The 26373-nt window shown below is 62.4% G+C and carries 23 protein-coding genes; 14 read left to right on the forward strand and 9 right to left on the reverse strand.

The features are described 5' to 3' along the window. Window positions 1–478 precede the first annotated feature (478 nt). From GV027_RS19465 to GV027_RS21745, 5 genes are all read right to left on the reverse strand, one after another. The gene (locus tag GV027_RS19465) at window positions 479–976 is read right to left on the reverse strand and encodes a DUF421 domain-containing protein (protein ID WP_159513299.1); all 498 of its coding nucleotides are present in this window, start codon (window positions 974–976) and stop codon (window positions 479–481) included. A 4-nt stretch (window positions 977–980) separates the two neighbouring features. Further along, a complete protein-coding gene (locus GV027_RS19470) occupies window positions 981–2015 on the reverse strand; it encodes an endonuclease/exonuclease/phosphatase family protein (RefSeq protein WP_159513300.1) in 1035 nt (344 codons plus the stop codon). 190 nt (window positions 2016–2205) lie between these two features. Then, the gene (locus GV027_RS19475) at window positions 2206–3651 is read right to left on the reverse strand and encodes a L,D-transpeptidase family protein (RefSeq protein ID WP_236559408.1); all 1446 of its coding nucleotides are present in this window, start codon (window positions 3649–3651) and stop codon (window positions 2206–2208) included. 40 nt (window positions 3652–3691) lie between these two features. Next, window positions 3692–5278 carry a glycoside hydrolase family 97 protein gene (locus GV027_RS19480; RefSeq protein WP_159513301.1) on the reverse strand — a complete coding sequence of 529 codons (1587 nt, stop codon included), beginning with the start codon at window positions 5276–5278 and terminating at the stop codon, window positions 3692–3694. Beyond that, on the reverse strand, window positions 5250–5639 hold the full coding sequence (locus GV027_RS21745; RefSeq protein ID WP_159513302.1) for a glycoside hydrolase family 97 N-terminal domain-containing protein: 390 nt from the start codon (window positions 5637–5639) through the stop codon (window positions 5250–5252). The genes GV027_RS19480 and GV027_RS21745 overlap by 29 nt, the downstream gene beginning before the upstream one ends. 147 nt (window positions 5640–5786) lie before the next feature. Between GV027_RS21745 and GV027_RS19490 the strand changes: the two genes are divergently transcribed. Continuing rightward, window positions 5787–6179, forward strand: a complete 393-nt coding sequence (locus tag GV027_RS19490) for a YidH family protein (protein ID WP_159513316.1) — start codon at window positions 5787–5789, stop codon at window positions 6177–6179. A 21-nt stretch (window positions 6180–6200) separates the two neighbouring features. On the opposite strand, the gene GV027_RS19495 is transcribed toward GV027_RS19490, so the two are convergent. Together GV027_RS19495 and GV027_RS19500 are read right to left on the reverse strand one after the other, a co-directional pair. Next, on the reverse strand, window positions 6201–7487 hold the full coding sequence (locus GV027_RS19495; RefSeq protein WP_236559409.1) for a mechanosensitive ion channel family protein: 1287 nt from the start codon (window positions 7485–7487) through the stop codon (window positions 6201–6203). A gap of 47 nt (window positions 7488–7534) precedes the next feature. Then, entirely contained in the window at window positions 7535–8746 is a 1212-nt protein-coding gene (locus GV027_RS19500) for a hypothetical protein (RefSeq protein WP_159513303.1), read from the reverse strand. Window positions 8747–9030: 284 nt separating this feature from the next. Between GV027_RS19500 and GV027_RS19505 the strand changes: the two genes are divergently transcribed. Together GV027_RS19505 and nhaA are read left to right on the forward strand one after the other, a co-directional pair. Beyond that, window positions 9031–9564, forward strand: coding sequence for a DUF305 domain-containing protein (locus tag GV027_RS19505; protein WP_201302723.1), 534 nt, complete (start codon window positions 9031–9033; stop codon window positions 9562–9564). Window positions 9565–9774: 210 nt separating this feature from the next. Continuing rightward, entirely contained in the window at window positions 9775–10935 is a 1161-nt protein-coding gene (nhaA, locus tag GV027_RS19510) for a Na+/H+ antiporter NhaA (protein WP_159513318.1), read from the forward strand. Here the strand turns inward: nhaA and GV027_RS19515 are convergent. After that, window positions 10907–11899, reverse strand: coding sequence for a potassium channel family protein (locus GV027_RS19515; RefSeq protein WP_159513305.1), 993 nt, complete (start codon window positions 11897–11899; stop codon window positions 10907–10909). The genes nhaA and GV027_RS19515 overlap by 29 nt on opposite strands. 66 nt (window positions 11900–11965) lie before the next feature. Here GV027_RS19515 and GV027_RS19520 point away from each other — a divergent pair, with 66 nt between their 5' ends. The 11 genes from GV027_RS19520 (at window position 11966) to GV027_RS19570 (ending at window position 25176) form a co-directional block, all read left to right on the forward strand. Further along, window positions 11966–13828, forward strand: coding sequence for an SLC13 family permease (locus GV027_RS19520; RefSeq protein ID WP_236559410.1), 1863 nt, complete (start codon window positions 11966–11968; stop codon window positions 13826–13828). Window positions 13829–13877: 49 nt separating this feature from the next. Then, window positions 13878–14861 carry a mechanosensitive ion channel family protein gene (locus GV027_RS19525; protein ID WP_159513306.1) on the forward strand — a complete coding sequence of 328 codons (984 nt, stop codon included), beginning with the start codon at window positions 13878–13880 and terminating at the stop codon, window positions 14859–14861. 9 nt (window positions 14862–14870) lie between these two features. Next, window positions 14871–16430, forward strand: coding sequence for a DUF389 domain-containing protein (locus GV027_RS19530; RefSeq protein WP_159513307.1), 1560 nt, complete (start codon window positions 14871–14873; stop codon window positions 16428–16430). A gap of 120 nt (window positions 16431–16550) precedes the next feature. Further along, window positions 16551–16856: a hypothetical protein gene (locus GV027_RS19535; protein ID WP_159513308.1), complete on the forward strand. Its 306-nt coding sequence runs from the start codon at window positions 16551–16553 to the stop codon at window positions 16854–16856. Between the two features lie 54 nt (window positions 16857–16910). Further along, complete coding sequence (locus tag GV027_RS19540) at window positions 16911–18317, forward strand: DUF2254 domain-containing protein (RefSeq protein WP_159513309.1); 1407 nt, start codon at window positions 16911–16913, stop codon at window positions 18315–18317. A 12-nt stretch (window positions 18318–18329) separates the two neighbouring features. Continuing rightward, complete coding sequence (locus GV027_RS19545; protein WP_201302720.1) at window positions 18330–19307, forward strand: mechanosensitive ion channel family protein; 978 nt, start codon at window positions 18330–18332, stop codon at window positions 19305–19307. 7 nt (window positions 19308–19314) lie between these two features. Then, window positions 19315–20580 carry a cation:proton antiporter gene (locus GV027_RS19550; protein ID WP_159513310.1) on the forward strand — a complete coding sequence of 422 codons (1266 nt, stop codon included), beginning with the start codon at window positions 19315–19317 and terminating at the stop codon, window positions 20578–20580. Between the two features lie 102 nt (window positions 20581–20682). Continuing rightward, a complete protein-coding gene (locus GV027_RS19555; protein ID WP_159513311.1) occupies window positions 20683–21507 on the forward strand; it encodes a YihY/virulence factor BrkB family protein in 825 nt (274 codons plus the stop codon). Then, window positions 21504–22517, forward strand: coding sequence for an AI-2E family transporter (locus GV027_RS19560; protein WP_159513312.1), 1014 nt, complete (start codon window positions 21504–21506; stop codon window positions 22515–22517). The genes GV027_RS19555 and GV027_RS19560 overlap by 4 nt, the downstream gene beginning before the upstream one ends. 390 nt (window positions 22518–22907) lie before the next feature. Continuing rightward, entirely contained in the window at window positions 22908–23933 is a 1026-nt protein-coding gene (locus GV027_RS19565) for a hypothetical protein (RefSeq protein ID WP_159513313.1), read from the forward strand. Window position 23934: 1 nt separating this feature from the next. Further along, the gene (locus GV027_RS19570) at window positions 23935–25176 is read left to right on the forward strand and encodes a hypothetical protein (protein ID WP_159513314.1); all 1242 of its coding nucleotides are present in this window, start codon (window positions 23935–23937) and stop codon (window positions 25174–25176) included. A 677-nt stretch (window positions 25177–25853) separates the two neighbouring features. On the opposite strand, the gene GV027_RS21315 is transcribed toward GV027_RS19570, so the two are convergent. After that, window positions 25854–26159: a hypothetical protein gene (locus GV027_RS21315; protein WP_201302721.1), complete on the reverse strand. Its 306-nt coding sequence runs from the start codon at window positions 26157–26159 to the stop codon at window positions 25854–25856. Window positions 26160–26373: the final 214 nt, after the last annotated feature.

Here is a 26373-nt window from a genome sequence, read left to right on the forward strand (position 1 = left end):
CGGAACCCGTAGAACAGTGCGCCTTGCGCCACCTGCCGACCCATCATGTCCGTTATCCCCTACCGCCTGATAGGAGTGAATCACGCCTCCAGCCCCTTCGCAAGCCGCCATTTTTCAACAGTCTCGGTCGGTTTTGACGCTGCAGACGCGACCACGGTTTTCCGGGCATTTGCGTGTGTCAGAACCCCGGTTCAGAATGTCAGCTTCCAAGATCGGCAACATGCCTCGGCTACGTCTTCCTTTGGGTCGGGAGCCGACCGGCAGATCGAGGCTGGTGGCCGAACGACTGCTCGTGGGGACTTTCCTGCCTGCAGCTATCAGGCGTGCCGAAGCGGATAGCTGCCCATGGTCTTGCAGTCGACTAAATGCGCATCATTGCGTGGCGCTTGCGATTTTACGGTCCAGAGCGATCCCTAGCGTCTCCGAAGCACGGCGCTGTGTCACCAGCTTCATTACTGACGCCTGCCTCTCATGCCGATTAAGAGAGAAGGGCCGATCCATCGCCTGCAGCATCGTTAGGAACGACGCTGAAGCTGCCGTCAGTTTCCAGGACGACCGCAGCAATCATCGAGAAGTTGCCATAGCCTGCCTTTCGGACGGCTGCGGAAATCTCTTCCTGTGTTACACGTTCCGCCAACATTGCGTCAGCATCGATTACGCCATCGTCAAGCAAGACGCGCGGTTTGGATTTAACCGCTGTCTCGACCGGCCCGAACCGCTGGGCTGTCCAGGCAACTATAAACTGGAGCAGTGCTAGCAGAGCAAAACCTAGCACGCCTTCGGTGAGCGGTACGTCCTTCGACAGCAAAACGGTCGCAAGCGTCGATCCTAGCGCAACGGTAACGACAAAATCGAAAGCGTTCATTTTCGCAAGCGTTCGCTTGCCGCTGACCCGCAGGATCACGATCAGGATCAGATACGCCAGAGATCCTACCACCAAGATGCGTACTAAGCCGAAGGCGCTGCCGGTCAGCATGATCTTACCTTTCTGCCATGGCGCGAGCCGCATCGCGCGCATTGTCGGTCACCGGATCGAGCGCAGCGTTCCTGCTGCGGACGCCAGCCGTTGCCTTCAGGCACAGCTCGGCCGAGAGCGGACGATGGTCCGAGCTGACATCCTCCAGCACGCGCAGCGAGCGGAAGGTGAAGCTGCGGGATACGAACATCTGGTCCAGCGGCCAGCCGATGGGTGCAATCGAGGACGGAAAAGTCGGGTAGCTGCCGCGCCCGATCCTTGGGTCGAGATAGCCGCCAACCTGCTTGAACAGCTGTGTCGTTCGCGACCAAGCAACGTCATTGAAATCGCCCATAGCTATGGCAGGCACGTGATTGTCCGCAATGCGAAGGGCGGCATGCTCGATCTTGCGGTCGCGCAGCGTCGTGTCCTGACCCGGCAAAGGCGGACGCGGATGCAACCCGACATAATCGAACGGCTGACCGTTGCGGGTCGACAGCTGCGCATAGACGGTCGGTGTATCACGATCGGTGATGTTCTCGGTGCGCATCGAAGTGACCGGAAGGCGGCTGGCAAACACCAGCCCGTAAGTGTTGCCGATCGGCCGAAGAAGCCGCGCCGGGTAGCTAGACAGGGTCGGAGTCAGTGCTTCGATCCAAGGCTGATCGGTCTCCATCAGCAGCAGGATGTCGGGCTGTTCGCGTTCGATCAGTGCCCGTGTCGCTGCATAGTTGCGATTATGCTGGTAGACGTTGAGCCCCAAGACGGTGAAGCAGGACGGGTCGCGGGTGCCGCTGGCAAAGCGAGCTTTCACCACCTCCACCGGCGCCAGCGCCGTATATGGGTATACCCGCCAGAGCTGGAGCGCCGCGGAGGCGATCAGCATGATGAACAGCGTACCGCGCCATGCGCCGCGCACAGCGATGGCGGCAATCATGACAATGCCGATGAGGATCAATGCTCCGATCCGCGGGAAGCTGAGCGCTTGCACCCACCAGATATCGGAATGCACCAAGCTGATGAGTGTGACGATCAGCAGCGTAGGCGCAAGCAGGGTCACAGCCCATGCGAGTATGCCACGCATTCAGAACGAACTCAGAGATGGGGTGAGACACATAGCCACTGCATGCGCTTGGCAAGGAAGTCGGGCAAACGATTAACGGTGTCACTCAAAATTTGAGAGCCGCGTTAGAAATCGGATCATCATCGCGTGCGATGCGCGCTTTCGCTTCTGCTGGTGAATGCGCATCTCATGGCCCAATGTCGATCGCCTCAGCCTTGGCGTGTCGTGTTTGCGCGTCGGCGAACCCAAGCTTCGTCGCGACCGCATCGTTCCAGCCATACGGATCGGTACGAATGGACACTCGGCCGTCCGGGCTGACAAATGCATTGTGGTACAGAAGGCGCACGGGGATCTCGCGAGGGAGATCGACGAACTGGTAATTGCCGGACTCGTGCGCTTTCGTCCAGGCCTCGCCGACACCTTCCTGATCGGCCAGCATCTGCGCAAACCCCAAGGCATCCGCTACCCGGACGCAGCCATGGCTCAGGTGACGTTGGCTGCGGTCGAACAGCTCGGGCGCTGCGGTGTCGTGGAGGTAGATGGCCTGGTTGTTCCTCATGTCGAATTTGACCAGGCCGAGCGCATTATCAGGGCCGGACGGCTGGACCCAATAGCCGTTGACCCGGTGCATGTTCTTCGCCCGAACCGTGGAGGAGGATACGGAAATCGACTTGGGAACGGTCCAGGTCGGGTTGGCGACCAACCGATAGATCGGTGAGCCTAGCGCGGGCGTTTCCCGGTCCGGCTCCCCGACGATGACCTTGCGCTGATCGATCTGCTGCCCGTCCCGAAAATAGCGGAGTTCGGCGGTCGCGGTATTCACGTCGATGCGTGTCGCAGGCGGCGTTCGCGACAGCCAGCGTCGCCGCTCCAGTCCCACGGCAAGCGTTCGGGCCCGGTCTCCGGGGCGAAGAGTCAGGACACCCAGTGTGTCAGGGCCAACGATGCCATCCACCCGGATGCCGTAATCGCGCTGCAGCGCTCGCACCGCGTCCGCGATGTCTTGCGAATAGACGCCGGATGAGGCGTCGGCAGTGCCCTTCGTGAGATAGCCGTCGTCAACGAGCTGGTTTGCGATTTCCGGAACCTGGGGATTTGTATCACCAACGTGGATGCTCTTGGTGAGGGCGATCGTCGGCACCTGCGTGGCTGTGTCGCGGTTTGTCGCCAGATAGGCATCCGACAATTTCTGGTATTCGTCATCTGAGGGTGCCAGCCCCCCGAGCCACTGCTCCAACACACCATCGCGCAGCGCATTGCTCAACGCATCGCCGAGGTCTGCTGTCGGTCGGGAGATCGTATAAACATCGTGCAGCGATGCGGGATCGACTACTCCCTGTGCGAGCGCTTGCGCGTAAGCCAGCGCAGCTTGAGTGTAGGCCTTTTCTACGACGGTATCCGATCCCTGATCGGCATCGTCCGGCAGGAACATGATATGATCGAGGCCATGCCGCTCGCGGTCGGCCAAAGCCGTCTTCAGGACGCCGCGATTGGCATCATTCCAAGGCGCACTCGACTGCGCCGTTTGCGGTGCGCCGGCTTCGTCGGTGCTCAATCCGGCTTGGGCCATGGTTGGCAAGATCAGGAACGTAAGCGCGGAGGCTGCAAGCATCGCGCGGAATGTTGTTTTCATCTCCCATGAACGATCTCCAGTCCTGTTCGGACCCGCTGCATCAGGCTGGATCAAGGATCATTACGGCACCACCACTGGGAGCGAGTGGAACGCGCAGCTTCGTGCCTTCTCGGATCGTTCCCCAATGACCCGCGGTATCGGTTGGTTTCCCACCGTCTACCCATGCCCGCATCTGCCAACGGCCGCTGCCAAGAAAGTCGAATGGGATGGTGACGATGCGTCTCTGCTCATCACCCATGATGCCGACGAACCAGCGCTTGCCGGATCGCCTTGCGACTGCAATCCAGCGCCCCCATTCACCGGCCACGCCATGTGTTTCGTCCCAAGATGCGGGGACTAGGCGGAGGAAATCGCTGCCAGGCGCGAGATGCCCTGCGGCATCGACATAAGCGCTCGGCGCGTCAGCGAGCGACTGTAACGGGCTAGGATAGACGACGAACATAGCCAGTTGCTGGGCGCGCGTTGTCATCACCTGCGGCAATGTATGGCGTACTTTAAAGGCCGCCGGCGTCGTGTTGCGGAAGCCGCCCGGCGTATAATCCATCGGCCCGACGATCGCGCGGCTGTAGGCCAACCGAACATTGTGCCCGGCCGTGGCACTGCGACTCCACTTGTTATACTCGGCACCCATGACCCCTTCCTCGGTCATGAGGTTCGGATAGGTGCGCTCCAGCCCTCGCGGAACAGGTGCCCCATGGATGTTGACCATCAGATGATGCCGGGCAGCGGCTGCGAGCAGCCGATGATAATAGCTGATCGCGATCTGGTCCTGCCGGTAGACATAGTCCACCTTGATCCCGGCGATGCCCCAGCGCTCGTAAAGCGCAAAGACATGATCCATGTCGCGCCCGATCGCATCCCAGTTGGTCCAAAGCCACAGACGCACGCCGCGAGCGGCCGCATAGCGTGACAGCGCCGGGATATCGACGCCCGGCCGGAAGCGGGTGACATCCGCAAGCGACTTGTCGCCGTTGGGGCGAGCTGCCCAGCCCCAATCGATGACGAAGTATGGCAAGCCAAAGCGAGCAGCGAAGTCGATATAGTGCCGATACGTCGGGTTGTTGAAGCCGGCATCAGGAACACCTGACGTCTTCACGCCGGCCCACCATCCCCAGCTCGCCTTGCCCGGCTTGATCCACCCTGCATGGGCGATGCGGGATGGCGCGGCGAGATCGTGAACCAATGTGCTGGCGATCATCTGTTCGGGACGATCGGCGATCAGAACAGTGCGCCATCCCGTGCGCAACCCTTGCCGCCTCGGCAGGATTGCGGCGAGATGGTCGGCAGCTGGCAACGGCGTTAACCGGAGTGCCACGCCGAGCGATTGGCCTTTGACCAGATAGGCACCCGGGTAGTTCTCGACCCCGCTTTCGGTGATCGCAATCGTCTCTTCGCCTCGGCCCGTGGCACAACTGAGAGGCAGATCATAAAGAGCGCTTCCCTGGAGGGCACTTGTTCTGACGGGGGCATAATCTCCCTCGTGGCTGTTCAGGTATTTCGCGTGTCGAACCGCCAGGCAGGCGTAATCGCGTGGGAAGCGCAGCGCGGTCGTCTCTGCCGCAAGCCAGATATTCCCTTCCCTCGGCTCCGGAGGTAGCTCAAGCCTGGAACGCTGCGCCCTGATCATAGGCGCGTAGGCGCAGCAGGAGCGCGCGTTTGCCGCCGATACGCTCACGCGCTTTGACCAGCAGTTCCCCGTGAGATGCCTCGCCACCGTTCGCAGTCGTTATCTGCTGAGAGCCTTCGATCTCAACTGGGCCATAGGCTTCGCCGTCGGGCATCAGGCCCACTTCGGAGGGGGCGATGACATCACGACCGTCATGCCGGATACGAACGGCCAAACCGCCGCTTTTGAGCCTGCCGGCGACGATCTCAGTCCGCCCGTCCGGTGAGCGTACGGCGAGTGGCGTTGCAGATGGCACTTTGTGGCAGCTTGCTACCATCATACAAACCGGCAGAGTGGCGACCGAAATGGATTTCTTAAACAACGCAGACCTCGTTCAACTATGACGGACCTGCATTCGGCCAGTGGGTCCACCCTGACATTCGCTGGGCTAGGCCTGAGGCCTCCATAAGCAGAGCGGAGACGACTGGCGAACGAAACGATGCCTCACCCTCAGTTTGTGGAGGATGCTATGGTTCGGGATGACAAGGTGCCTCCCGCTAGAACCAAATTGGCGCAGGATCGCACCGATTTCGCTGAGGACCGGACCGTGCTCGCACATGAGCGCAGTTTCGCGAGCTGGATGCGCACAGGCATGGCGTCGGTCGGTATCGGACTGGGCTTCAACGCGCTGTTTCCCACCCTCAATCCGACATGGGTTGCGAAAGCAATCGCAACGCTGTTTCTGCTGATTGCGGTGCTCATCTTCCTGTCGGCCGAGCGGCGCGCGCGGACGATCCTCAGCCGGGTTGAAGCGCACCAAGTGGCCGCGATACGGCCGATCCGTATCCGCCTTCTCGCCTGGGCTTTCGTCGCTGCCACCCTTGCCCTCACCGGCGCACTTTGGTGGCTGGTACCGGCATGACCACGCTGCGCCGACACCGATTTATGGGTTTGCAGGGGCCGGAGTCGTGGGCAACGTGCGGATATGGACGTCTCGCTGCGGGAACGGGATCTCAATCGCATTGTCCTGGAAGAGCACCCACACCCGGTTGAGAATGTCGGAGCGCACATTGCCGACGCCAAGCTCGGGGTCTGCGATCCAGACCAGAATATCGTGATCGACCGAGTTGTCGCCGAAGCTTTTCAACCACACGGAGGGCTTGGGATCGACCAGCACGCGAGCAGCCGCGGTCGCTGCTTCGATCATGAGCTTCTGCGCCTTGGGAAGGTCGCTCCCGTAACCTACCCCGACCGGAATATGGATGCGCACGTTGCGGCTCGAGTACGACCAGTTCTCGACCGGCTCGGTCATCAGCTGCTCGTTCGGGATCAGATGCTCCTTGCCGTCGCGTGTCACGACCGAGACAGCCCTTACCCCGATCTTGCTCACCGCGCCGAAGGTATCGCCGACCACGATGACATCGCCCGGTTTCACCGACCGGTCCATCAGCAGGATCAATCCGGCGATCAGATTGCCGAAGGTCTTCTGAAGCCCGAAGCCGACGGCAAGACCGACCGCTCCGGAGAATACCGTTAGCGCCGTTAGGTCGATGCCAAGCAGGTCAATTCCCAGGAGGCCGGCGATCACAACAACAGTAATGCTGGCAAGCTTCTGCAGGAGAACGCGCTGCGACATGTCGAGGGCGTGCAGCCGACCGACCGAGTGCACGACGATCCGGTTGGCAATGCGCGCCACGACGAACAGCACGACGACGACGACAATGGAATTGATTACGCCAAGGAGCGAGAATCGGCGCGTACCGATGCTGAAGCCGACGTTTCTCAGCCCCGCGATCAGTGGCTCCATGCCACCCAGCGTGCCTGCGGTTGCCGCCACCAATGCTATGGCGGCTATGATGCTTGCCACGGCACTGCCAAGGCCAGCGGCTTTGCCGACGTGGAACACCAGGATAGCAAGCGCGATGCCGAGCGCTGTCGCGACGATCATCAGGCCGATGGGGCTGAGTGCGGTCGAATTACCGACGATCAGCAAGAGGAGAGACGCGATGCCGTACCGCGTGACCACGCAGACCAGCCGGAGGGTGATTCCCTCGAGGCGCCCCGCCCAGCGCGCCAGAGCGGCTATGATGCGCGGAGCCACCCATCCGGCGACCAGCCAGCCGATTGCATAAGCGCCGGCCACCAGGACAATCGCAATCACGATCGCATCGACGTTGGGCGATGCCGGGACATGTAGTCCCAGCCCGTTCAGCCATGCTCTCCAGTCCAAAAGCTCGCTCCTGCTCGTCGTCTCGTTCAAACCATGCCGAGCGATGCTCAGCCTTCCGCAGGAGCACCGGCGAGCGCGGCGACGATGCAGACCAGTCCCACAAGAGCGAAACCTGCCTGCGCGGCGCGTCCGCCAGCGCCGGTCCGGAACGACACCCACAGCGCCAGCACGGCCTGCATGCCATAGAACAGCGCGAATGCCCGTGATGAAAGCGCGATGACGGAGAAGGGATCGGTCAGCCAGACGACCGCGATCGACAAAGCGCTGGCGGCGATGAACGCGTTGCGCACGCTGAGTTTACGGCGTGACACTTCGACCATCAGCCCGCCCGACCCGATCGAGTCCGCGATGGCAGCGCTTAGTTGGCTGGACACCGCGCCGATCAGGACGAAAATGCCCAGGATCGGGGCCACCAGCTTCATGATGTCGAGGATCCCCGCTACGCCCTCGGCATGCTGCGCCTCGCTGAGGAATGGCGTCAGGAGGGCAAGAAACGCTAGGTAAATCGCCGAGGAAAGCCACTGGGCATAGCGCATGGTGCGTACCCGAATGGCTTGGCTGTAATGATCGCCCATGTAGCGCGAGGTTTCGAAGCCTTGCACGGTGATGAGCAGGCCTAGGAGAAGCGGAATGCCGGAAGGCGAGAGCTGTGCCGGGGGAAGCACGAGCGGAGCGCCTGTACGCATTACCCACCAGGCCCCCAATCCGATGAGAAGGCCGGCAATGATGCCTAATTTCACGGAGACGCTGGCATGCGCGGCATGCTCGATCTTGCGGATATCGCCGGAAAAGGTCAGCGCGGTGAGGATCAGGATGATGCTCGTGACTATGATATTGGCGACCAGCCCATGCCATTCGGCAGGCACAGGCAGCGGCTTCAACGTAAACTCGGCCAGCAGTTTCAGATAATAAGCGACGGATACGGCATAGGCGATGGCGAGCATGACCTGTGCGGCTCGCATTGCCCATGCCATCGGATCGTGAAGCGATAGCGTTGGTGCGATGTTCTCGACGTGAATGATATTGAAGCGCACGACCGCGCCGACTGCATAGGCAATGGCGAGAAGCGCTGCCATCGCCAGGATTGCGGCCGACCCGAACTCCTTCGCCAGCAGAGGGCCGCAGATCAGGAACCCCGAACCGATGATCGATGCAAGCGGTGTTACCGTCGCTCGCCATGCTTCGCTGCGTGGGAAGCGACCGAAACTCAGAAACGCTGTAACGATCAGGGCAGCGAGTATTGCGACGATCCCGATCACAGACCCTCTACCTGCCGAGTAAGAACGGCACATAAGCCCCAAGTGGTTGTCACGCTAATCTCTCCGCTGGCTGGTCGGCGATGCGACCCGCATTCTTCGTAGCATGAGCCGATCGATTGTCGCGATTTTACCTGAATGGATTGGCGGAACGATCTTCGGGAATCATCCGTAGTTTAAACCTCATAGCCAGAAACGTTTTTACGGTTGGCGTGGTGGCTTGGATGCTCGTTCGCTGAGCCGACGCAGGAGGAGTAAAGCCCGTGGGATACCGCCGTTTCGCCGCCATGATCGCGACCTCTACGATCGTCATGTTCGGGCTTATGTACCTGAACACCTATGCCATCGGACACGTCGAGTTCAGTCAGACCAGGATGTGGATGGCGCTCCTCATGGGAGCGGTCATGGCGTTCATCATGATCGGCTTCATGTGGGGCATGTATCCCGATCGCCGTGCCAACATCGGCATCGTCGCCGGGTCACTGGCCGTCTTCGCCGGCACCTTGTGGCTGGTACGTAGCCAAGAGACCGTCGATGATGTCGCCTATATGAAGGCGATGATCCCCCATCACTCGATTGCAATCATGACCAGCGAACGAGCCCACATCCGTGATCCGCGCGTGCGGCTGATCGCCGATCGCATCATCGATGCACAGGTTCGTGAAATAGCCGAAATGAGGCGTGAGATCGCAAGGCTGGAAGCGGAACCGGTTGCTGAAGGCGCGAAAGACCTTCCGTCGTATCGCGATCGGAATGCTCAGCCGCCCGGAGGCGAGACGGATGCGGACGCCGGCGTCAACACGCTGGCACCGATCCGGTGATCTTCAGCTCGGTGCCTCCGCGTTGGTTGAGTCGGGCTTAAGGATGATCACGCAGTCCTGAGGTTTGAAAATGGCGCAGCGGTCGCTTGACGAGGCGCACGCGTTCCGAGCAGGCACTCGGTCATGACCGATGAAGACCAGGGCAAAGAACAGCCACCGATAGTGGCGGTAGTGGCAACTACCCTGACTCGGCTCCGGCCACCTTCCGCGATGCGCGGCTTCCTCCGCAGCGAAGCCGCTGGCGGCATTGTCCTGATGATCGCTGCTGCGCTCGCCATGATCGTCGCAAACAGTCCCTTGGCCGACACCTATTTCGAGGCGCTCGGCGCTCATGTCGGTCCGTTGTCCATCCTCCACTGGATCGACGATGCGCTGATGACGCTGTTTTTCCTCCTCGTCGGGCTGGAGATCAAGCGCGAGCTGGTCGATGGCCACCTCTCGAGCTGGGCCGATCGTGCCTTGCCGACAATCGCTGCGGTCAGCGGTATGGCCGTGCCTGCGATCATCTATCTCGCCATAGCCGGGGGTACGGCGGGGCTGGCTCGTGGTTGGGCCATCCCGTCCGCAACCGACATCGCCTTCGCCATCGGCGTGATGGCGCTGCTCGGGCCAAAAGTCCCGACCTCTTTGAAACTGTTCCTGACGACCGTCGCCATCGTGGATGATATGGGCGCCGTGGCGGTTATTGCACTGGCCTACACGCGTGAGATCAGCGGATTGGCGTTGTTGGCCGCCGCCCTCATTATGGGTGTCATGTTCGTGCTCAACCGCTTCGGCGTGGTACGACTGTGGCCCTATATCATCCTGTCGCTGCTCCTCTGGCTGGCCGTCTGGTCCTCCGGCATCCACGCAACGATTTCAGGCGTGCTGGCGGCAAGCCTGATCCCGATCAGACGCTCACCGGGAGCACCCGACGCCATTGATTCCCCGCTGCATCGGTTGGAACACGGATTGCAGCCATGGGTCGCGTTCGTCGTCGTGCCGATCTTCGGCTTCGCCAACGCCGGCGTGTCGCTGGCAGGGTTCGGGCTGGGATCGATGCTCTTGCCGGTGCCGCTCGGTGTTGCCGCCGGCCTGTTCGTTGGCAAACAGATTGGCGTGTTCGGAGCCGTCTGGGGCACAGCAAGGCTTGGATGGGCGCCTCGGCCGCGCGGCGCGACCTGGCCGCAGGTCTACGGCACCGCTCTCTTGTGCGGCATCGGGTTCACCATGAGTCTGTTCATCGGTGGGTTGGCGTTTGCCAAGCCAATGCTCGTCGACGAGGTCAAGATCGGCGTGCTGATCGGTTCCATCCTCTCAGCAGTCGCCGGCTTCACGGTGCTGCGTTTGTCTGCCGGGCCGGCTAAGCGTCGGAAGGCACAACCTCAATGATTCTGTCCCCGTCCTGCAGCGCGTGTACCTCGGGCTGCCAGAAGCCGTAGCGCTGCTCGTTCCGGTAGATCCGCAGCCCCATGCCCGTGGTGATGGCGGCTAGTGGCTTGCCGACTTCGTCTGGCCATACGGGGCGCTCGTGCAGCGACACCGCGCCGTGCAGGCCGGCGAGGTCCATCATGTAATCGGCGAGATGCGGCCCGCTGGTCGAACCTGCGAGCAGCAGGCCGGCAAAGCTAGCCGGATTGATGACGGTGTTGGCACCTGCCTGGGTCGCCAGTGCTTCATTGTCCTCCGACCTGATCACGACGCTGATCGGCAGGTCGGGCGCAAGCCTCCGCGCGGTCAATACAATCAGGATTGAGGTGTCGTCCCGGCCTGCCGCAACGATCAGCGCGCTCGCTCGTGCCACCTGCACCGCCTCCAGCGTCGCGTTGCGGGTGGCATCGCCGGCCAGGACGACTGCCCCCTCGCCTTCCGCTCGTTCCAGCGCATCGGCGTGCGGATCGATGACGACGATTGCGTCCGCTGCCTTCCCGCGCCGCTTCAGCTCCATCACCGCCTCCGTGCCGCTGGTGCCATGGCCGGCGACGATGACATGACCGGACAGATCGCGTTGCAGGACGCGCATGCGCCATTTCTCCCAAACCCGCTTGAACAGAAAATCATAGGCCGTGCCGAGAAAGATCAGCCAGACGAACAATCGCACCGGCGTGACCACGAAGGTATCGAATAACCGCGCCCGATCAGTCACGGGCACGATATCGCCATAGCCGACGGTGGTGACGGTAATCATCGTGAAATAGACGACGTCAATCAGGCTGACCTTGCCGTCGGCGTTGTCGCGCAGCCCTTCGCGATCGAACCAGTGAACGGCGAGCGCGATACCGATCAGGCCGAGCGCCAATAGCACCCGCCACGATAGAGCCAGCCAGACAGGCGTACGGCTACGCTTGCGGAGCATCGGCGTCGGTTCGGCAGATCGGCGATCACGGGGCGGCATGTCACTGGTGTAACGTCGATCAGGGAATTGGACAGCCGCAAGCGTTCCTGCCAGCGTCATCTGCAAAGGACAGGAGGGGATTTGTTGGACTGGGTTTTCACCGGCGCGGCTGCTTATCAGCCGGTATTTGGCTTTGGTTTTATCATCGCGTTGTTCGTCGCGTTCGCCAGCGAGCGGTTTCCGCCGGTAACGATCGCGGTCGTCGGCGCCGGTGCGATGATCGTGTTCGGCTGGCTAACGCCGTCGCTGGTCACCGCCGCCTTCGCTAATTCCGCTCCGATCACCATCGCGGCGTTCTTCGTGCTGTCGGGTGCGCTGGTCCGAACGGGTACGATCGAAGCACTTGCCAGCATCGTTGTCCGCCGGGCCGGCAACGCGCCACGCCGGACGGTCGCGGAAATGCTGGCTGGTGCCGCGACGGCGCCTGCCTTCATCAACAACACGCCGGTCGTTATCGTGCTGATCCCGCTGGTACGGCGACTGGCCAAGACGGTCGGCATACCCGCAACGCGTCTTCTCATTCCCTTATCCTATCTGTCGATCCTGGGTGGCACCCTGACCCTGATTGGCACGTCGACCAATCTGCTGGTCGACGGCGTCGCGCGGGCCAACGGCCAACCGGCTTTCGGTATCTTCGAGATTAGCGGCGTCGGCCTGATGGCGATGGCAGCGGGCGTTGCGACGATGCTGGTGCTGGGGCCGAAGCTGCTGCCGTCGCGACCCGACAACGATATCGCTGACCGACATCAGTTGAGCTACCTGACCGAGCTAGTTCTGTCGGATGAGGAGGTGGCAAAAGACCTGTCGATCGCCGACCTGTCCTTCCTCAAGCGCGATGCCGTTCGGCTTATCGCGGTTAAGCGCGGAGGCGAGCTGCTGCGCGACCCAGCGCCTACGATGCAGCTGAGGCGCGACGATCGTCTGGTGGTCGCCAGTTCGGCGGACGAACTGGACGGATTGGCTCGCAGCCAGGGCGTGATCGTCGGCCTGCAAAACGTCGGACAGGCTATCCGGCTTGCCGAAAATGAACGCGCCGACGACGTCCGCCTGATCGGCCTCACGATTGCTCCATCCCATCCCGCGCTGGGCCGTGAACTACGCGATATTCCGTTCCTCTCGAACCTGCCGGCGCGGGTGCTGGGGATCGGCCGTGCTCGCCACCTGCCGGGTCCCGATCTCGGCAGCGTCCGGTTGCGAGCGGCCGACAGCCTCCTTGTCGCGGCTGATGCATCGGCAATCGCCACCTTGCGCGAGAACACCAACCTGATCGCGGAGGATACCAGCCAGGTCCGTCGCTTCCGCCGGCGTCGTGCACCGATCGCGGTGGGTACGCTCGTGGGCGTCGTGATCCTCGCCGCACTCGGCATCATGCCGGTCGTGCTGTTGTCGCTGATCGGCGTCGGCATCGTCCTGGTCACAGGCTGCATCGATCCGGAGGAAGCATGGCGCTCGATCGACGGCAGCGTCCTCGTCCTGATCTTCGCGATGCTTGGCATCGGTAGCGGGCTGGAGGCGATCGGCACGGTCCGCCTCGTCGTCGATGCGATAGCGCCATGGCTCGGCGCGCTGTCGCCGCTGATGCTGATCCTCGTCCTCTACTTCCTGACCTCGCTGCTCACCGAAACTGTGACGAACAACGCGGTGGCAGTGATCATGACCCCCGTCGCGATCGGGCTGGCGCAGGCGACCGGCAACGATCCGCGCGCGCTGATCGTGGCGGTCATGTTTGCCGCATCGGCCAGCTTCGCCACGCCGATCGGATACCAGACCAACACGATGGTTTATGCCGCGGCTGACTATCGTTTTTCCGACTTTGTGAAGATCGGACTGCCGATGAACATCACGGTTGGGTTGGCGACCTCGTTTGCCATCGTCTGGCTGATCCATTGATGCGGGTCATGACAGCTCCGGAACAACCGATAGAACGGCCCGTTCGCCGATGATGCAGCCTGTCACGCCACCGCCGGTGAAGAACCCGCTCGACCTCATTTTGGCCAAGCTCCACGTCGCATCGAACGATTTTTTCCTGCAGCTTCCCAATATCGTCGGCGGCATCGTCTTCGTGCTGGTCGCCTGGTTCGTCGGCAAGCTGATCGCGAACGGCGTTCGCAAGGCGTTCCATCACAAGGGACTGGTAGACCTTGGCGGCGTGCTCGCGTCGTTGACCTTCGGTCTCGTGGTCGCGGCGTCCGTCCTGATCGCTTCGGTCATCATCTTCCCGAGCGTCAAGCCGGCGACGATCATCTCCAGCCTTGGCATCGGCTCGGTCGCGATCGGCTTCGCCTTCAAGGACATCCTGCAAAACCTGCTCGCCGGCATCCTGCTGCTCATCAACCGCCCTTATCGACGCGGCGACCAGATCGTCGTCAAGGATTTCGAAGGTACGGTCGAGCACATCCAGAGCCGTGCCACTCTCATCAAGACCTATGACGGTCGGCGGGTCATCATTCCCAATTCCGACGTCTACACATCACCCGTCGTGGTCAACACGGCCTTTGCGGTGCGGCGTGACCAGTTCGACATCGGTATCGGCTATGGCGATAAGCCCGAGCGCGCGATGGTCGTGTTCGCCGAGGCGATCGCCAGAGTGGACGGCGTCGAAGCCGATCCTGCACCGGAGGTGCTACCTTGGGGGCTCGATGCCAGTTCGGTGGTTTTACGCGCCCGCTGGTGGTCGCAATCCAAGCGCACCAACCTCGTCCATCTTCGTGCGCGCGTGATCCTGGCGATCTGGCAAGCTGCCGCCGACAACGGCATCGACCTGCCGTTCCCGACGCAGCAAATCCTGTTCCATGACCAGACCGAGGACGGCGACGGGGACCGAACCCGGCAGCGCGAAGGGTGGCCGGCAGGCAGCAATCCGCCTCGTCCTCGTCGTGGCGAGCGCAACGCGAAGGACGATCGGTCGGAGGATGAGGCGTAGGTGGATAGTATGAGCGACGCTGACGCCGGCCGGGATAGGCTGAGAACCGGGCTCGCCCGGCTGACGCTCTATCGATGGTGGCGACGATCGATCGTCGGTCCCGTCGATCACGAAGCGGTCGTGGCGCGGATCGTCGAGGACAGCGGCTGGTCCCCTCGTTACGCCTTCATGACGATGATGTCGGCGGGGATCGCCGTTTTAGGCCTGCTGCTATCATCGCCGGCCGTTGTGATCGGCGCCATGCTGATCTCGCCGCTGATGAGTCCTATCCTCGGGTTCGGCTTCAGCCTTGCGCTTTTCGATTTTGCGGAGCTTCGACGCTCGCTGAAGGCGCTAGCGATCGGTGCGGCCGCAGCAGTCGCGTTCACGGCGCTGATCGTCACCATTTCACCGCTCCAAGCGCCCACCGCAGAGATCGTCGCACGAACGCGGCCCAATTTGTTCGACCTTGCCGTCGCCTTGTTCGCGGCTCTGGCAGGTAGCTTCGCGATCATCCGCGGGCGTGGCGAGACGATCGTCGGTGTTGCCATCGCCACGGCGCTGATGCCGCCTTTGGCAGTGGTCGGCTATGGGATCGCGACCCACAACCTGCCCGTTGGCGCCGGTGCCCTAGCGCTCTTCGTCACGAACTTCATCACGATAGCGCTCTCCGCAACGGCAATGGCGCGCTTCTACGGCTTCGGGCACCACCTGTCGCGACGCCAGGGCTGGATGCAGACCATTGTGCTGGTCTTCGTTTTCGTAGCACTCGCGGTGCCGCTTGGTATCTCGCTCAATCGGATCGGTCGCGAGGCGGTTGCGATCGCGCAGGCACGTTCTCTGCTTGCAGCCAAATTCGGCGAGGATGCGCGGGTGACGCAGCTCGACCTCGACTTTACAGCCGATCCCTTGCTGGTCAGAGCTGTCGTGATCACACCTAGAGCAGCTGCAAAGAAGACCCCCGCCATCCAGGATGCGCTCGTCGAGACCTTGGGGCGCCCGATACGCCTGGATCTCGATCAAATCCTGCTCGATCCCGGTGCCGGCGCCCTCGAAGTACAGCGCGAGGAGCTGAGGCAGGCGGGTGACGGTGCAAGCGCCGAAACGCAGCGCATGACAGCACTCGCAAAGATGATTGCGCTCGTCACCGGCATCCCCGCCGATGAAGTCACGATCGACCGGGACCATCGTCGTGCGACAGCCGCGGCCACCCCCTTACCTGGCGCGACCCTATCGACCTACCGGATGCTCGAAGCACGGGCGACAAATGAGACCGACGGTTGGTCGGTCGCAGTGATTCCCCCGCAGGAACCGCTGCCAGAGATCGCGTTTGCCGACAACGTCGACACACTTGACGGCCCGGCGCAGGTTGCACTGGCGACGACAGTCTGGGCAGCGAAGCGATGGAATATTCCGTCGCTGGCTGTGCCTGGGCTTCCCGCCGAAGCGTCCGCTCGCCCTGGCCTGACGCAACGTCGCGCCCTTGAAATCGCCAGTGTTTTGCGAGCTCAGGGACTTGTGCCTGTTCCTGCTGCTGCGGCGGGGCAGCGCTTTCGATTGGTGCCCGCAACGCTCGACCAGACACCTTAGCAACAAATCCAATCTTAACCCGATCGGAACACCTAAGTCGTTCCGCAGTTGATACGAACCGGCCCGTGCGTTCGGCGTGCCCGGCAACCGTCCTGGCGCTTATATGTCAGGAGAGATGCCGTGAAATCTGTTATCACCCTCGTTGCACTGGCCGCTGTTCTTCCGCTTGCAGCATGCAACAAGAGCCCATCGGACAAACTGGCCGACCGTGTCGAGAACGCAGCAGATAACCGCGCGGATGCAATGGAAGCCAATGCCGACATGCTGCGTAATCGGGCCGCACGACTGGATGATCGCGCTGACAAGGCCCGCGACACTGGGGATTCCCGATCGGACGCCATCGAGGCCGCCGACATGAACGTTGCTGGCATGAGCCAGGAACGGCGCGACGCCATCGTTGCCAACCAAGCAGCCGCAGTACGTTGACCTTACTGCCCGGTTGGTGAAACGGCCGGGCATAACAGCTGGAAAGCCTCGCCCATGAACGCTGGCTTCCGCCGCCTCACCGATTATCTCGGCTCCAGCTACTGGTTTGTGCCGTCGATCATGGCCTTAGCCGCCGTCCTGCTGGCGGGCGGCATGGTCGCGTTGGATACATTCGTCGGCTCGTCCTGGATGGACGGCTACGTCTGGCTGTACGCATCGAGGCCGGATGGCGCACGGCAGGTGCTGTCCTCGGTCGGCGGGTCGATGATCACCGTAGCGGGTACGGTTTTTTCGGTCACAATCGCTGCGGTCGTGTACGCCTCGGGCCAGTATGGTCCGCGTCTGCTGACCAACTTCATGCGCGACCGCGGCAATCAGGTCACGCTCGGCACCTTCATCGCGACGTTCCTCTACTGCCTTTTAGTGCTACGCACGATCCACTCGGCCGAGGAGTCCGGTGGCTACGGCTTTGTACCTAATTTGGCGCTACTGGTCGGCGTGCTTCTGGCGCTCTGCTCGATTGCGGTGCTGATCTACTTCATCCACCACGTACCCAGCAAAATCCACATCAACAGCGTGATCGAGGATGTCGGTGACCGCTTGCTGCGCGGAATCGACGATCGCTTCCCCCGCTTCGTCGGCAGCGCGCCCGACGATCATGCAGCGACTAAAGCCAACATCCCGGCCACCTTCCGCGACGATGCTAGCGAGAGCGCCGGCAAGCAGCGCCGGATCGTTGCCGCCAAGGATACCGGCTACATCCAGTTTCTCGACGACGAAGCGGTCCTGCGCATCGCATCCAAGCATGACCTCGTTCTGCGTCTGCAATACCAGCCAGGTGACTTCGTCCATGTCGGCCGGGCTCTGGTCGAGGTTTGGCCGCCTGAGAAATGCGGCGATGCCTGTACAGACGATCTGCGCGATGCGTTCTCTGTCGGCTCGCGGCGCTCGGCGTTGCAGGACCTGCGCTTCCTCGTCGACGAACTGGTCGAGATCGCGGCACGGGCGCTGTCGCCCGGCGTCAACGATCCCTTCACGGCCGTGACGTGCCTCGACTGGCTGAGCGCTGCGATGTCCGACTTGGCCGGACGATCGCTCCCCTCACACCTTCGTGTCGACGACGAAGGCGCTCTCCGCGTCATCGCTCATCCGACCACCTTTGCATCGCTGATGGACCGGTCATTCGGCGCGCTGGCGCAATATTGCGCGGCCGACATGGTGGCGAGCCTGCGATACCTGAACGCGCTGGGCGAAGTGTCGCTTGATTGTGACGAACCTGACCGGCTGACGACGATCCGCTTCTATGCCGACCGACTGGAGGAACTGGCGGCTGAGGCGCTAAAGGGCTTCAACCTGACGCGCGTTCGGACCCGCACAGCCGAGTTGCGCACCGCGCTTGATCAACCCGACTACAAGCGTCGCTTGCGCGACGATACCGCCTGGCTTGCCGGCACGGCCTGAGGAACGCTAGCGATGAGCACTCCCTCGGCCAAGGCCATTCATCCGTCCGAGATTTGGACGACCGTCAACGGTATGGTCAACGGCTTCCTCGCCATGCTGCCATTGCTGCTGGCAGGGCTCGTCGTTTTCCTGATCTTCTGGGCTCTTGCTTCGGGCGTGCGACGCGCCGTGGAGGCATTCGCCGCCAAGCGATCCGAGTTTCCTAGCGCCGGCATGGCGTTCGGACGGCTGGCCTATATCGCGCTTATGCTGCTGGGCGTGTTGATCGCCGTGACCGTCGCCTTCCCGTCCGTTACGCCAGCAAAGCTGTTCTCGGCCCTCGGGATTGGGGGTGTCGCAATCGGCTTTGCGTTCAAGGACATCTTCCAGAACCTGCTTGCTGGTATCCTACTTCTTATCCGACACCCGTTCCGCGCCGGTGACGAGATCACCACCGGGGGCGGCTTCACCGGCACGGTGGAATCGATCGAGACCCGAGCTACCTACATCCGCACCTATGACGGCCAGCGGGTGATCGTGCCCAACAGCGTGATCTATACCGAGACGGTGACCGTCATCACCGCCTATGACCTGCTGCGCAGCGAGTATGACGTTGGCATCGGCTACGGCGATGACGTCACCACGGCGCGGCGGATCGCATTGGAAGCGGTCAAGGGCGTCAACGGCGTGCTCGCCGATCCCGGACCCGATGTTCTGCTGTGGGACCTTGCCGGATCGTCGAAGAACCTCCGGGTGCGCTGGTGGACCAAGCCCAAGCGCTCGGGCGTCGTTCAAGTCCGTGATCGTGTTCTGCAGGCAGTGTCGGAGGCGCTGGTCGGCGCCGGCATCGATCTGCCGTTCCCCACCACGCAGGTGCTGTTTCACGACCAGACCGAGGCAAGCGACGGCGATCGTCGACGCCAGCGCGAAGGCTGGCCGGCAGGTGACAATGTTCCTGAGCCGCGCCACATCAACGCGCTGACCATCGTGCGCAGCGACAACAAGGACTGACCAGACCGTGCTGACCCCGTTCGACGCCGCAGCGATCCTCATCGTACTCGCCGCGGTGCTGGGTTATTTCAATCACCGTGTCCTGAAGCTGCCCTCGTCGATCGGGCTGACGATCATGGGGGCCGTCGCCTCGTTGCTCGTTGTCGGGATCGATCAGTTGCTGCCCGGTAGCCAGGTCGGCGAACAGGTGGTCGGCTTCATCGCCGGCATCGACTTCCACACCACGCTGATGGACGGCATGCTGTCGTTCCTGCTGTTCGCGGGCGCGTTGCACGTGAAGTGGGACGACATGCGCCGCGGGCGCTGGCCGATCGTCGTGCTCAGCACCGTCGGCGTCTTGCTATCGACCGTCATCATCGGCGGAGGCTTCCACCTGATCGCAGGCTGGCTCGGCCTCGCCGTGCCGCTGATCTGGTGCCTCGTCTTCGGCGCGCTCATCAGCCCAACCGACCCCGTCGCCGTCATGGGAATCCTCGGCCGGGCAGAGGTGTCGCCGACGCTGAAGGCGACGGTGGCCGGCGAAAGCCTGTTCAACGACGGTGTCGGCGTCGTCGTTTTCGCCATCCTGCTCGAAGCCGCGCTTGGCACCGAGCCGCTGTCGTTCGGCCACGGTGCGGCGCTGTTCCTTCAGGAGGCCGGTGGAGGCGTGCTTCTGGGGCTGGCGGCAGGTTGGATCGGCTACCGGGCGATGCGCACGATCGATGAGTATAATGTCGAGGTGATGATCTCGCTGGCCGTGGTTATGGGCGGCTATGCGCTTGCCGCGCAGCTTCACATCAGCGGCCCGGTCGCGATGGCGGTCGCCGGCCTGCTGATCGGCAACAAGGGCGTGGCGGACGCAATGAGCGACATCACGCGCGATTACCTTCTGAAGTTCTGGGCGCTAATCGACGACATCCTCAACGCCGTCCTGTTCCTGCTCATCGGGCTCGAGGTCGTGACCATACCGTGGGACCCGAGGCTGATCGCACTCGGGCTCGCGGCCGTGCCGCTGGTGCTGCTCGCCCGCGGGATCGCTGTTGTCACACCTCTCGCGGTGCTGCGACCAATCCTGTCGCTCGGACGGCTCGCGCCGTTGACGCTCATCTGGGGCGGCCTGCGCGGCGGTATTTCGGTAGCGCTGGCCCTAGGCCTGCCGGACGGCCCGGCGCGGTCGATCGCACTTGCGGCCACCTACATCGTCGTGCTGTTCTCGGTCATCGTGCAGGGCGGCACCATCGAGCGCGTACTGGCACGCGCCCGACGTGACGAACCCACGCCATCGGCGCTCTAGGTGTTGGCGAGAGCATATCCCTGGCTCCGTTGGCCTCGCATCTCTGAGGTAACCAGCCCATCCGGCAAAGTACTGGTCGATGTCGCCGTCTGGGTCCGCCTCATGATTGCCACCGTGCGCGGAGCGCTACGGGACGACTTCGGCATTGCCGCGAGTTCGATCGCCTTTGCCGCCTTCTTGGCACTGGTGCCGCTGATCGGGCTGATCGCAAGTGCCTATGGCATGATCGCCTCACCGGAGACGGTCTCCCGGAATATCACAAGATTGGTCGCCATACTGCCACCCGATGCACAGCGATTGGTTGCCCACGGGCTGGCGACCAAGCTCGCCATGCTGCGCGATGACGTCGCCGCGACAATTGTCTCGGTTGGTGTGACGCTGTTCAGCGCGCGGCGGGCGGGACGATCGCTGCTCCACGGTATCAACCTGGCCTATCACGTCCAGCACGAGCGGAGCGGTTTGCGACGACAGCTCGTCTCGATGCTGCTGGTACTCGGCTGTGCGGCTCTGCTGTTGACGGCGCTCGTCTCGCTATCGGTGCTGGCATTCCTCCAAAGCTATGTCCCCGACGGCTTACCGGGGGCGCGGCTGGTATCGAGCATAGTCCTGTTCGGATCGCTGACGCTGGGAGCAGGCGTTGGGCTGATCGTCACCTATCGCTATGCCCCGGCTTGCGACGCGATCCCGTGGCGACACGCCCTCCCTGGCACGATTGCCGGCGTCGTGATGTGGCTATGCGCCACGCTGCTGTTTCGCATCTACGTATCCCACTTCGCCTCTTTCGACGACACCTATGGCTCGCTGGCGGCAGTGGTGGTGCTGATGCTGTGGTTGATGGTGTCGGCCTGGGTCTTGCTGCTGGGCGCCCGACTGAACGCCGAGGCGATGCGACGGTCGGGCGCCGCTATCATCGAAAGAGACGCATGACCGATATCCCCGTCCAGGATCGTTACCGCAATCGCCTGCTGACGATCATCGCCGCGATCATGATCATTGCGGCCCTACGGACCGGCTTTGCCGTCACGATGCCGATCGCATTCGCTGCGATCACCGTCGCTGCGCTATGGCCGCTCAAGCGATGGCTGGCAGGGGCCATGCCGTCCTGGCTGGCGTACACGCTGACGATGCTGGCCTTGGTCATCATTCTCGGCGCGTTCGCGGCCGCGGTCTATCTGTCGATCGGCCAAGTCATCGCTGTCATGGCTTCGCAATGGCCGGGCCTGGAGCGTAGCTACGGAAAACTGGCGGTTTGGGCGGCAAATCACGGCGTACCCCTGTCCGGAACGGTCGATCGCCAACGGATCGTGGCGGTGATCCAGATGCTGGCCAGCGGCGTCTACACGTTCGTCACCTATGTCGGGTTCATCGCGCTGGTCGTCATGCTCGGCCTGCCCGAAGTGCCTCGCTTCCGCCGTAAGCTGCACGACATGTTGGACGGTGGCGAGCGCCGAGGCATGCTGGACGTAGCAGAAGCTATTTCCGGCCAGATCCGCCGCTATTTGGGCACCACGCTAGCGACCAGCGTTCTCACTGGCGTCGCTTCCGCATTGTGGTCGTGGATGACCGGACTCGAGCTCGCACTCGTCTGGGGATTGCTCAACTTCCTGCTGAATTTCGTCCCCGTGGTCGGCAACATCGTCGGCATCGTGCCGCCGGTACTCTACGCCTTCGTCCAGTTCGGCGGTTGGCAGATGCCGGGGCTAGTGTTCGTCGGCTTTGCGATCCTGCAGGTGACGATCAGCAATGTCGTCTACCCCCTCCTGCAGGGCAAGCAGCTATCCCTCTCCCCACTCGCCATCATCATCGCGATGACGTTCTGGAGTTGGGTCTGGGGCATCGCCGGCGCACTCATCGCCGTGCCGCTTACCGCCGCTCTCGTGATTGTCTGTCGACAGTTCGATCGCAGCCGCTGGATTGCAACATTGCTGTCTGCTTAACCGTACCTCCTCTGCGTTGATTCGCTCTTGCGCAGGTTCTGGAAAGCGGCGGTGGAGTATTGGAGCCGCCCCACTGAGAGCCGAGCGTCTGGAGAGGCTGACTGTTAGCCAGTGAAATCCCACTAAGTCCTGAGGCTGAGGAACGGCAGGTTCCGGGCAACATGTATTGATCGACGAACGGCTGAAACTGGGTCGGAAGCCGGCCGGCAGCTCCGCTGCGGGTATGACCCAAGAGCCGACATTCATGGCTGCTTGAGTGCACCCCGAAATCGGTTGTTGGTTCAGGTCCTGCCTCGCGGCTCGGCGAACGAGCGATACTCTTTTCCGATCGAATGTCGTGCTCGTCGCGATCCGCTCGGGTTCGTGCTATGTTCCCAGCCTGAATCAGCGGTGGGCGACATGTTCGAAGACCTTCTCAAGACGATTTCCGGTCTGGACGGCAGTAAGGTCGAGGTGCCGATCTCAGTCGAGTCGGACGAACAAGGCTACATCGACCGGGAGTGCCCGGCCGAGGCGTGCACCTTCACTTTCAAGGTACACGGCGAGGATTGGCGCGAGATCGTCCGCGACGAAGCCGTCTGGTGCCCGTTTTGCGGCGAAGAACGCGATGCCAGTGCGTGGTGGACGACCGAGCAGATAGAGAGCGGCCAGCAAGCGGCGCTGGCGAAAGTCGGCGACCTCCTCAACGGGGCGACGCGCCGCGACGCGGCCAGCTTCAATCGCCGGCAGCCCAAACGGTCTTTCCTCTCGATGACGATGCGTGTCGACGCGCGCCCGCAGACGGTGACGCTGCCCGCCGCGGTGTCCGCGCCGATGGAGCTCAAAATCACCTGCGAGACCTGCCAGTGCCGCTTCGCGGTGATCGGATCGGCGTATTTTTGCCCGGCCTGCGGCCAAAACAGCGCAGATCGCGTGTTCCAGCAGTCGCTGCGCACGATTGTGGCGACGCTCGACAATCTGGACGCGATCGTGGCGGGGCTGCCGGACCGGGACGCCGCGCACAATACGCGCCGCCTGCTCGTGGAGGACTCGCTGCAGCGGATCGTGACCGCCTTCCAGCGCTACGCCGAAGCGTTGTTCGCGCGCCATGCGAGCTCGCCCAAGGCCCGGCGCAACGTCTTCCAGAACCTGACCGAGGGCAGCGCACTATGGGAGCAGGTTTATGGTGTGGGCTATTCCGCTCATCTCGACACGAGCGGTCTCGATACGCTCAAGCGCTATTTTCAACAGCGTCACCTGCTCGCTCACTGCGACGGCATCGTCGACGCCGACTATCTCGCCAAGACGGGCGACCCCGTCTATCGCCCGGGCCAGAGGCTCGTCGTCCGAGAAGCGGCCGTCCGCGAGTGCCTCACCTTGGTGACCGAGCTCGCAGCCGGTCTCGTGCGCGATGCGGCAAGCGAGGCCACGCCCTGAAATGGCGACGCAAGTCACGCGCTCCTTGCATCCGTTGCCGTTCGAACATCTCGAGCCCAAGCGGTTTGAGGATCTCGTTCGGCAGCTTGCCTATGACTTTCGGGCCTGGCGATCGCTCGAGGCGACCGGCCGGGCCGGATCGGACGACGGCTTCGACGCCCGGGGTAATGAGATCGTGGCCTCTGGCGAGCATATCGAGGTGGAAAATCAGGACGGCGATGGTGAGCCCGCCACAACCTTCGATCGCCTCTGGCTTATCCAGTGCAAGCGCGAGCGCAGCATTGGCCCCACCAAGATGATCGCGCATCTCGAAGCCATAGCGGCGGAGAGCTTCGACGGTCTCTACGGGTTCATCTTCGCTGCCGCCTGCGATTTCTCGAAAGCGACCCGTGATGTCTGCCGGAACTGGTGCCGGGAGCGCGGGGTCCAGGAGATCCATATCTGGGGCAAGGCTGAGATCGAGGATCAGCTCTACCAGCCGAAGAACGACAATCTGCTGTTCGCCTATTTCGGCATCTCGCTGCAGATGCGCAAACAGTCGCTGACAACCCAACTCCGCCGGACAACGACGCTCAAACGCAAGATCCAGCGGCATCTCGCCGACGAGGGCTGGCCGGGCAAGCCGTTCATCCTGCGCGATCCGAGTGATGCGCGCTATCCCGATCCCGGTGGCAAGCCACTCGCGGACAGCGACTGCCTGTGGCGATCCTGGTTCGCGAAAGGTGTCGGGATTCACGGCCTGCGCGTCCTGCTGCGCTGCCACCATGGTTATGTGAATCACCAGACCGGCGCGTGGGACATGGCGTCGGCGCTCGACCGCGCGATCCCATATGAGACCGAACAACTCTGGCCGCCGCGGCAGCGCGACGCCGAAGCGAGCGCCGACGTTATCACCCGCTGGACGCAGCTGCCGCGCGCGAACCAGGGCTTTTTGATGTTCGTCGGTTGGCTGCCCTATGAGGAGATCCTCGAGATCGACGAAGTCGGCGACGATGTGTCCGAACTGCCAACGGTCTATGCGCGCTTTCGCAACGGCACCCCGCCCTTCCTCATGCATTGCGACATCGTTTGGGAAGCGAGTGGCTATCGTCAAACGACGCCGTGGCGGCGCAAGGGGCATGTGCGGCTGTTTGAGCCGGAATTCCGCGACGAGGATTGGGAACGTCCATGGGCTGAGCGCAACTCGGTCGGCTTGTCCGAAATCCCCTATGCGCTGCCCGAGGCCGACGCAGACCCGGCGTAACTGGAAAGCCGGACTCCCCCCTCATTGAGAAGTCCCAGAAATTGCGCTCGTTCCATGGCGACCGACGAACGATATCGTCCCAACAGCTCACTCGCTTGGCCACAGGCAGGAGGACATACTCGGACTGATCGACGCTGGAGCGACGCTGCCAACCTTGTTCTATACGCGCGAGAAGACGCTATTCGCTTCCACACTCAAGCTACATATGGTGTCGGAAGAAGACGCCGACCTGGCTTATAGCTGCTAAGCGTCGTGATGAACGTGGCGAGGAGCGGAACCAAATTCCTCAGAATGCGCACGCGAAGCCGCCACAAGTCGCGTGAGAGATCCTGCCGGACCAAGTCCGCAGTGATGAGATGCTACCGATCAGGCTTGCCGTTGCTTGGCCTCGCTGACGGTTCGAATGGCCGGATGCTGCATATAGCTGCCAAATGCAGCTTCATAAACAAGCGTCTGCGCACGCGATCTTTCCGCCCGAAAGCGGCCATTCCGGTTTCCACCAAAAAACAGCCTCTTCGCGTCGGTCGAAGCTACTCGAAAGCACGAAGTCGATCAGCTTCGGGGCGAGAGCTGAGGCGATGTAACTTCCTTGCCCATCTGTCGGAAAATGTTCGACCATCCATTTTCCCCGCCCCCCCCGCCGGTAGGCCGGGAAGCCACCAGCGTCGCCTATGGGGTTAATCGGCTCTATCCGGCCCAGGCTCGCCGACCGTCTGCTTCGTGAGATCGGGTGGTCGGTGAGACATAAACTCGTGCCACAGGAACATGTCGCTATGGATCAGCTCAAGGACGGCGTTGATCGCCGCCTCGCGCGAGGGCAGCCTAAAGTTCGTCTTGATGCGCTCGATCACGTCGAGCGACGTTGGGGAAAGCGCAACGCTAGAGCGGCGATAGCCGGCTTCGCACTCGCGTTGCTTACTGCGGCGCATGGAAGCGGTGCTCTTTTTCACCGTCCCGCGCTCGTCACTGGTTCCTTGAATCATGGCTCGCTCTAACGAAAGCGTCGCGCGAGTCTAAGCTGCTTTCGTCAGGAGAGGCCGTGGCCGGGAGGCTGGCTGCGCAGGAAGGAGCTGACGTGACCCCCGTTTTTTCCTCCAGTTGGAGCTAGAGTCCGACCCCGGAAAGGGACGGACAGATGAAGCGGAAGCAGTTTTCGGAAGAGCAGATCATCGGCATCCTGAAGGAGGCCGAGGCTGG

This window comes from Sphingomonas sp. T1 (genome assembly GCF_902506585.1).
Lineage (GTDB): Bacteria > Pseudomonadota > Alphaproteobacteria > Sphingomonadales > Sphingomonadaceae > Sphingomonas > Sphingomonas aerolata.